Raw genomic sequence first — 7339 nt, forward strand, 5'->3', positions numbered from 1 at the left:
GACCACCAGGGCGACCCACGAGGGCCCGTGCCCGCGCATCCGCGCCGGCGCGGGCCCTCGTGCCGTTCCCGGCCGCCCGGCGCGGGAGGACGCGGGGTGGCGCGGACGCGGGGTGGTGCGGGGCGCCCCGGGAGGCGGCCCCGCACCGGCTCTGCCGCGTCAGCCCAGGGCGAGGGCGCTCAGGCGGTCGGAGGCGCCGTTGAACAGGTCCTGGTCACCGGGGAAGGTGCCGGTGTCGGAGTACTGCCAGAAGGTCTGGTAGCTCCAGCCGTTCGGCAGGGTGCCGACGGTGGAGGAGTAGCGGGCGATCCAGAGCGGGTTGGTGGCGCCGAAGCCGCCGTAGTTGCCGGTGCAACTCGACCACCAGTTGGTGGTGGTGTAGATCGTCGGGTAGCGGCCGGTGCGGTAGTGGACGGTGTTGCTGAAGTCGCTGATCCAGCTGACCATGGCGCTCTGGCTGAGGCCGTAGCAGGTGGCGCCGTACGGGTTGTACTCGATGTCGAGCGCGGGCGGCAGGGTCGCGCCGTCGGCGGACCAGCCGCCGCCGTGGTCGACGAACCAGTTGGCCTGGGCGGAGCCGGAGGAGTTGCCCGGCAGCGCGAAGTGGTAGGCGCCGCGGATCAGGCCGGCGTTGTAGGAGCCGTTGTACTGCTGGGCGAAGTACGGATTGGTGTAGCTGGTGCCCTCGGTGGCCTTGACGTAGGCGAACTGGGCGCCGTTGGCCGCGGCGGTGGACCAGTCGACGTTGCCCTGGTAGCTGGCGACGTCCATCCCGGGCGTCTGGGTGACGGCGAGGGAGGCGGCGGGTGCTCCGCCGGTGCGGCCCTCGTGGGCGGCGACGGTGGAGCCGGCGAAGTCGCGGTCGGGGTGGAAGGCCGGACGGCCCTCGATGGCGGAGGCGGAGGGGGCGAGAGGGGCGGGGGCGGCCGCGTAGGCGGGCGCGGTGACGCCGGCGACCAGGGCGGTCGCGGCGGCGAGCGCGGCCACTAGGGGGAGCCGGCGGCGGGTGGATCTGGTGGTACCGGTGGGGCGGGCGGAGCGGGAAGAGCGGGGCATGGACACTCCTCTGGTTCCGGTGCGACGGCCCGCGGCGCGAAGGCCCAACGGGCCCGGTACGGCCGGTAGTTGATCCGGTCGGGGAGCAGGGTAGCCATGCATCCGCCAGGGTCGCCAGATGCCCGGCGTGGATGAACGACTTCGGCAGGCTCCGTCGCTGCACCGAGCGCCGAAGAGCAGCAGCCGGGTTCTTCCTCGCCCCGGCCGGCACCATCATCACTGTCCGATGCCTGATCACCCGGGCCCGGCTCCTCTGCCGTTGGAGCGCCCGCCCCCGAAGCCCACGAGTCCGATGGCCTGCCGGCGGGCACCTTCACCGGGCTGTTGCCGCATCGTTATCAAGGACTGTTACGGATCATTCGGACAATCCGGCCGGGCCGTGACCCGGGTCACGAATGCTTGTGCTAATGGCTCCATGCCGTTTACGGTCCTTCTCGTTCGTCTCTGTACGAAACGAACCCCGCTCTCCGGAACGCCGAATCCTGCCGCCGGATCGGGCGGGCACGTGCACCCATGAAGCACCACGGCAGGGGCGGGGGACCCACAGGTAAGTCGCCTCATCCGGGCTGGTCCCGGCGGGGCTAGGGGTGAAGCCGTGCCTCTGCGCGGCCGGGCTGCTCCAGCCCGAACCCGACAGCTCACCTCGCAGGCGTGGGAGAGGAATCGCACTTCATGCTGCCCGTCAACGCTCGCCCCAGCCTGTTCGCCGTCGGTTCCATCAAGCGCATCGTCGCGGCCGCCGTGGTCGTCGGCGTCGGCGCAGGCGTCCCGGTGGTCGCCGCCACCGCTGCGAACGCCGCCCCCGTCAAGTCCGCCCCGGTGCACTCGGTCCAGGCCGCCGCCCCGCAGGCGCCCGCCGGCTACACCGTCCAGAGCGGTGACTCCCTCACCAAGATCGCCACCACGCACCACGTGCAGGGCGGCTGGCAGAAGCTCTATGACCTCAACAAGTCCGTGCTGACCGACGGCCCGGACAAGATCCACCCGGGCCAGCACCTGACCCTGGGCGGGGCCGCCCCGGCGCCCGCCGCGGCTTCGGCCAAGCCGGCCGCCGCCACCCCGGTCGCTGCGGCCGCCCCGGTCGCCAACACCCCGGCCGCGCTGCAGGCGCTCGCCGCCTCGATCGTCCCGGCGAACCAGCTGGCCTCGTTCGACCAGATCATCAGCCACGAGAGCGGCTGGAACATCCACGCCACGAACCCGAGCTCGGGTGCCTACGGCCTGCCGCAGGCGCTGCCCGGCAACAAGATGGCCTCGGCCGGTTCCGACTGGCAGAACAACCCCGCCACCCAGCTCAAGTGGGCTCTGCAGTACATGAACACCGTCTACGGCAGCCCGAATGCCGCCTGGGCGTTCTGGCAGGTGCACCACGCGTACTGATCGGACCTCTCCCGATCAGTACGGCCTGATCGGACCTGATCGGCCTGTTCGAACCGATGGGTCCCAGCGAGTACCGCCCGGTGGCCGGATGTCCGGCGGCTGACGGGCTGCCAGGCGGCCACCTGACCGGCCCGGTTCACGTCGCGCTGCGTGAGCCGGGCCGTCGGCGTACCCGGGGTCCGGACGGAACCGCGGCGGCGGCCGGTCCGCCGCGACGTAGCGCACCAGGTACTCGGCGTACACGGCGAGGTCCTCGTCCCCCAGTCCGTGAAGCGCTCGATGAACGACTGCCGTCGCGTCCAGTGCGCCTCGCGCAGCAGGGTCCGGCCGGCCGGTGATGGAAATCGTGCAGAGTTGCGGCACTGGATCCTCCGAATCAGCCAACGGATTGGCGATTACCGTGGTCGCTTGGGAAGCTATCGCCAGCGGCAGCGGCAGCGGCAGCGGCAGCGGGAGCCGGGCTGGTTCCGCTGGGAAATCGCCCTGGCGGCGATCTGAACATCTCGCGAAGCGGAATCCCGACCCCTTCTTACGTCGAGCTGGATGTGCTGTCACAACTCCTCATGCAGACTGATCTGCGTGTTCGATGGCGGGGGACACGAACGGGGGCTTCAGCATGCGGATCATCAAGCGTCTCGCGACCGGCGCTGCCGTACTCAGCTTGGCGCCGGGCGAGCGCCGTTAGCCTCAGGGCGGCCTCGGCGCATGTCAGCGGTTGCAGTAGCCACCGGGTGAAGCGGGCGGGCTCTCTGACCTGACGCCAGGGGGCCGGGACCGCCGATTTGAATCGAAGGCGGGGGTGCGAACGGGGCGGCGCGCCGTGTCAGATGCCTGTAATGGATCTCGGCAGTTGGCAGAGCTGGTGATGCCTGAATCGTTGGGGGCGGTCGCATGGACGGTCCTGGACCTGTCCAGGAGAAGGACGGGGTATCGGACGGAGCGGAGCTACCACGTGCTCGTGCGGCTGTTGGGCCACCGCCCGCGGAGTTGAGTGACGTTGACTTCTGTGGCGATGCCCTGCTCCTGCTGACCGGGCCCTTCTATCCGGGGCCCGTGTCGCTCGGGGGCACTCCCGGCTTCGCCGTTCCGGCGGACGGCAAGCTCGATCCAGAGGGGCGCCTCACGCTGGTGCACCGGTCCCTGGACCAATTCCTGCGCGGCTCGCTCACCTTCGGCAATCCGCCTGTTGACCTGCTCACCCACCTCGCCGGCTCCGAGGATTTCCACGCGCGGCTGACGACGATCGTGCAGGAGACGACGGCGCTACCAGTGGAGTTGCATGTCACCGGCATTCTGTTCCCGGACGGCTACGGGTCAGTGGCTGTACACCTGCGCATCGTTGACGGGTGGTCCGAGAGACGGCGGGAACAGCTCATCGACGGCTTCGGGCAGAAGGGCCGCGACGATGTCACCGCACGCATCAGGGACGAGCTGCTGCCAGCCCTCACCGCGATGTCCGATCGGTGCCGACAGGGGCCGCCGTGTCCCACCATCCTGCCGTATTTCAACCTCACCTACGCAGGCAGCACCACCCACCCGGTCCCTGGCCGGGCGACGCTCTCTGATTCTCTGCGGCACCTGATCTACCCTCGCTCCGCCGAGCCGATCCCCTCCGAATCGACGTGGCCGGAGGAGTTCTTCTACCCCGGATACGCTTTCTTCCTGTTGGCCTCCCGAGACGACCCTCACGGCACGCTCGGCCAGCTTGAGCACCTCCTTGGTCAGTTGAACGTGCACTACGCCCGGCTCGAACGCTCCGCCGGTGCCGCGGAACGGATCATCCGTGAGTCGGCCCTGGACGAAGACCCCGAACTGCTCATCGGGCTGGAACGGCGGCTGCGCGCCGACTACCAGGCGTTGGTGCGACCCACGTTCAGCTACGACTTCCACGTGCTCAAGTTGCGCGACAGCGTACTGAAGGCATGGGAGACCGAAAAGGTGCGCGAGCGTACCGACACACTGCTCGAAATGGCGCGACGCGCGGTGGAACGCAAGCTGGAGCACGACCAGATGCGCCGGGTGACGCGAGTCAACCTGGCGGTGACGATCGTAGCTATCCTGAGCTTCGTCCAGTGCGTCGACTCGGCCCTCAACCTGTGGTCGAGGTTCTACGGGTGAAAGGGGCGGGGATCGTGCCAGTGGACGTGCAGATCTGCGTCGCAGACGGGCTGATCTACGACGGTCTCGACTACGCCGACCGGATCGAGCAGCGGCTGATCCGAGCCGGCCTGAGCTGCGGCCGTCTGAACCTGGTGACCGAGGCAGCCGATCTGACCACGCGTCGGCCCCAACCGACCCTGGCGTACGTGTTCACTGGAGGCCAGACCTCGGTGCACTCGGACGCCGTGTGGATGCGCGCGACCATCAAGCTGATGCGGGAGCTCATCGCTGACGCGAACAAGCACGACGGCACGGGCCCGGCGGTGATCGGTGTGTGCCTGGGCTCGCAGTTGATCGCCGAGGCATTGCGTCCAGGTTCGATCATCGACACCTCGGGCATCGAGGTTGGCCTGACCCAGGTGAGCCGAGTTAGCGACCTCCACCGCGGTGGAGGCGGCGACCACGGCGTTGGCGTTGTGCCGTCGTTCCACTATCAGGCAATCAGTCCGCAGATCGAGGAGGTGGACGGGGTGCGTATCGAGTACCACAACGAGCACACCTCCGTCCAAGCACTGAGTTACGGCGAGCGGGTCTTCGGGTGCCAGTTCCATCCTGAGCTAACCCCGGACGACGTGCGCCGGCTGATCGACTTCAATGAGGACGTCATCAGCTGCTGGCGCGGCGACGCGGCGGCTGCGCACCGCTCGGTCGAGCAGTACCAGGACGAGTTGCACGACGACCTCTTCGAGCGCTTGGTGATCGACCGCATCACGCGCTGATGGGATCGCGACCTGGATCACGGACTTCTACAACACCCGCCGTCGGCACAGCGCGGCCGGCGGCCTGCCGCCCGTGGGGGGACGGTGGTGCGGGCCGCCGGTTTGTTGTCGCCGGTGTCCAGGGCGGCGTGGACGTTGGTGGTGTCGCCCTCCTCGACGAGGGCGGCGTGGACCTTGGTGGTGTCGCCCTTCTCGAAGAGGGCGGAGTCGGCCTTCCCCACCTTGGTGCCGGCCGTGAGCGGCCAGCTCCTCCGCTCCTCCTTCGGCGCCCTGCAGCGGACGGCCGCCGCCTGAGCCGGGTACGTCGCGCCCGCCGCGCGGTGCGAATCTAGGCTGGTCAGTAGGAGCCACTCAGCGCAAGCCCTCGCCGCCCATCCCGGGGACGGGTGCGGCGCATCGGAGGTGTTCCATGGAGTCTCCTACTTCGTCGGCGACCGGTGCGAGCGAGAGGCTCGCAAGGCGCCGCTGCTGCCCGGGCGGCATGGTGACCTTCGCCGGTGTGCTGGTGTTCATACTGGCGCTCTTCAACGGCCTGAACGGCATCGCCGCGATCAACCGGTCGCACGTCTTCGTCGACGGCGCCCACATCGTCGTGGGCGATCTGCGGGCCTGGGGCTGGACCCTGCTGGTGCTCGGGATCCTGCTGGCCCTGATCGGGGCCGGCATCGTGGCCGGCAGCCAGCTGGCGCGCTGGGCCGGCGTGGCCGTGCTGTCGCTCAACGCCTTCTCGCACATGTGGGTGGTGGCCAGCTACCCGCTCTGGTCGGTGCTGATCATCCTGCTGGACATCCTGGCGATCTACGCGCTCTGTGTGCACTGGGACAGGCATGAGTACGGGGAGGCGACGCTGTAGCCGACTCCATGAGCCATTTTCCAATCTGAGGTTTCTGGTGGCCCGACTCTGTCGGGGACCTTGAGAAGCCCGGCTTCAGCCGCCGATGGTCGGCACCCGGGGAGGGCGCGATGCCGTCGGCGGGAGCGCGGCTGACAGTACGGCCTGTGGCCCGCCCCTGCCGGCGACCTTGCCGCGTCGAGCGCTCGGGTGGCGTCCATGTCCTCGTCAGCCGTGCCATGGCTCCGGCATGGTCCTGCCCCGGTGCCCGGGCCGCGCGCTGTGGCACCATGCCCCGGAAGTCGACTTTTCCGAGGAGAGGATCAGCCATGTCCGAAACCGCTACGGAGCCCGGAGCCGGGCCCGCTTTCCGGGTCGCGACCCTCGCCGACGTCCCGGCGCTGGTCGAGCTGGTGGAGTCCGCCTACCGGGGCGAGGCCAGCAAGGCCGGCTGGACCACCGAGGCGCACCTGCTGGACGGGCAGCGCACCGATGCCACCGATGTCGCCGAGGCCGTCCAGCACCCGGAGGGCGTGGTGCTGCTGGTCGAGCGCGACGGCGAGCCGATCGCCTGCTGCCAGTTGGCGCGGCGCCCGGACAGCGCCTACTTCGGCATGTTCTCGGTGCGCCCGACCCTGCAGGGCGGCGGGATCGGCCGGCTGGTGCTGGCCGAGGCCGAGCGGATGGCCCGCGAGGAGTGGGGAGTCGGGCGGCTGGAGATGAACGTGGTCGAGCAGCGGGGCGACCTGATCGCCTGGTACGAGCGGCGCGGGTTCCGCCGCACCGGCGTCTACAGCCCCTTCCCGTACGGCGACGAGCGCTTCGGCATCCCGCGCCGGCCGGACCTCCGGTTCGAGCTGTTGACCAAGGAGTTGAAGCAGGCCTGAGGGCGGCTTGCTGCGGTGCTCCGCGAAGGGCACGGAACCGGCCCGGGTCAGCCGTAGACGCTCCGGCAGAGGCGGGCCTGCTCCGAACCGGCCGGCCAGCGGCCGATGCGTTCGGCCTGGTCGCAGATGGTGCCCGGGCCGAGGGTGGGGATCGCCGGGGCCCCGCCGTTCGGCGCCGGGCGGGCGCCGGGGCTCGGGTGCGGGGTATGGCCGGACTTGGGGTGGGCGCCGGGCGTCGGGCGGCGGTGGCGGCCGGCACGTCCTGCTCGATCTCGGCGCCGCAGCCGTGGTGGGTGAACGACAGC

7 protein-coding genes, 2 pseudogenes and 1 riboswitch are annotated in these 7339 nt (G+C 70.0%); of the genes and pseudogenes, 6 read left to right on the plus strand and 3 right to left on the minus strand.

The genetic code is table 11. From position 1 onward, the window contains the following. Window positions 1–159 precede the first annotated feature (159 nt). Complete coding sequence (locus ACWCYO_RS39855) at window positions 160–1056, minus strand: lysozyme (RefSeq protein WP_449786962.1); 897 nt, start codon at window positions 1054–1056, stop codon at window positions 160–162. A 110-nt stretch (window positions 1057–1166) separates the two neighbouring features. Between ACWCYO_RS39855 and ACWCYO_RS39860 the strand changes: the two are divergent. The 4 genes and pseudogenes from ACWCYO_RS39860 to ACWCYO_RS39875 all read left to right on the plus strand — a co-directional run. Continuing rightward, window positions 1167–1349: pseudogene (locus ACWCYO_RS39860) on the plus strand (IS5/IS1182 family transposase); the annotation flags it as partial. Window positions 1350–1599: 250 nt separating this feature from the next. Beyond that, window positions 1600–1721: riboswitch (cyclic di-AMP (ydaO/yuaA leader) on the plus strand. Next, complete coding sequence (locus ACWCYO_RS39865; protein ID WP_270149433.1) at window positions 1708–2436, plus strand: LysM peptidoglycan-binding domain-containing protein; 729 nt, start codon at window positions 1708–1710, stop codon at window positions 2434–2436. Its footprint overlaps the riboswitch before it by 14 nt. Before the next feature lie 987 nt (window positions 2437–3423). After that, window positions 3424–4554 (plus strand): hypothetical protein, encoded by a 1131-nt coding sequence (locus ACWCYO_RS39870; protein ID WP_270149434.1) that lies wholly within the window; start codon window positions 3424–3426, stop codon window positions 4552–4554. Between the two features lie 26 nt (window positions 4555–4580). Beyond that, entirely contained in the window at window positions 4581–5315 is a 735-nt protein-coding gene (locus ACWCYO_RS39875) for a type 1 glutamine amidotransferase (RefSeq protein WP_449786965.1), read from the plus strand. A gap of 17 nt (window positions 5316–5332) precedes the next feature. Here ACWCYO_RS39875 and ACWCYO_RS39880 read toward each other — a convergent pair whose 3' ends face one another. Further along, window positions 5333–5536 carry a hypothetical protein gene (locus ACWCYO_RS39880; RefSeq protein WP_449786963.1) on the minus strand — a complete coding sequence of 68 codons (204 nt, stop codon included), beginning with the start codon at window positions 5534–5536 and terminating at the stop codon, window positions 5333–5335. Between the two features lie 260 nt (window positions 5537–5796). On the opposite strand from ACWCYO_RS39880, the gene ACWCYO_RS39885 reads away from it, so the two are divergent. Both ACWCYO_RS39885 and ACWCYO_RS39890 read left to right on the plus strand, forming a co-directional pair. Beyond that, the gene (locus ACWCYO_RS39885; RefSeq protein ID WP_449786964.1) at window positions 5797–6168 is read left to right on the plus strand and encodes a DUF7144 family membrane protein; all 372 of its coding nucleotides are present in this window, start codon (window positions 5797–5799) and stop codon (window positions 6166–6168) included. A gap of 308 nt (window positions 6169–6476) precedes the next feature. Next, window positions 6477–7034, plus strand: a complete 558-nt coding sequence (locus ACWCYO_RS39890) for a GNAT family N-acetyltransferase (protein ID WP_270149438.1) — start codon at window positions 6477–6479, stop codon at window positions 7032–7034. 47 nt (window positions 7035–7081) lie between these two features. Here ACWCYO_RS39890 and ACWCYO_RS39895 read toward each other — a convergent pair. Beyond that, window positions 7082–7339: pseudogene (locus ACWCYO_RS39895) on the minus strand (hypothetical protein); the annotation flags it as partial.

It is taken from the genome of Kitasatospora sp. NPDC001683 (assembly GCF_053596495.1).

Bases quoted from the DNA above. Each gene is read 5' to 3' on its own strand.
- ACWCYO_RS39855 (WP_449786962.1), bottom strand. From the start codon at position 1,056: ATGCCCCGCTCTTCCCGCTCCGCCCGCCCCACCGGTACCACCAGATCC.
- ACWCYO_RS39885 (WP_449786964.1), top strand. From the start codon at position 5,797: ATGGTGACCTTCGCCGGTGTGCTGGTGTTCATACTGGCGCTCTTCAAC.
- ACWCYO_RS39890 (WP_270149438.1), top strand. From the start codon at position 6,477: ATGTCCGAAACCGCTACGGAGCCCGGAGCCGGGCCCGCTTTCCGGGTC.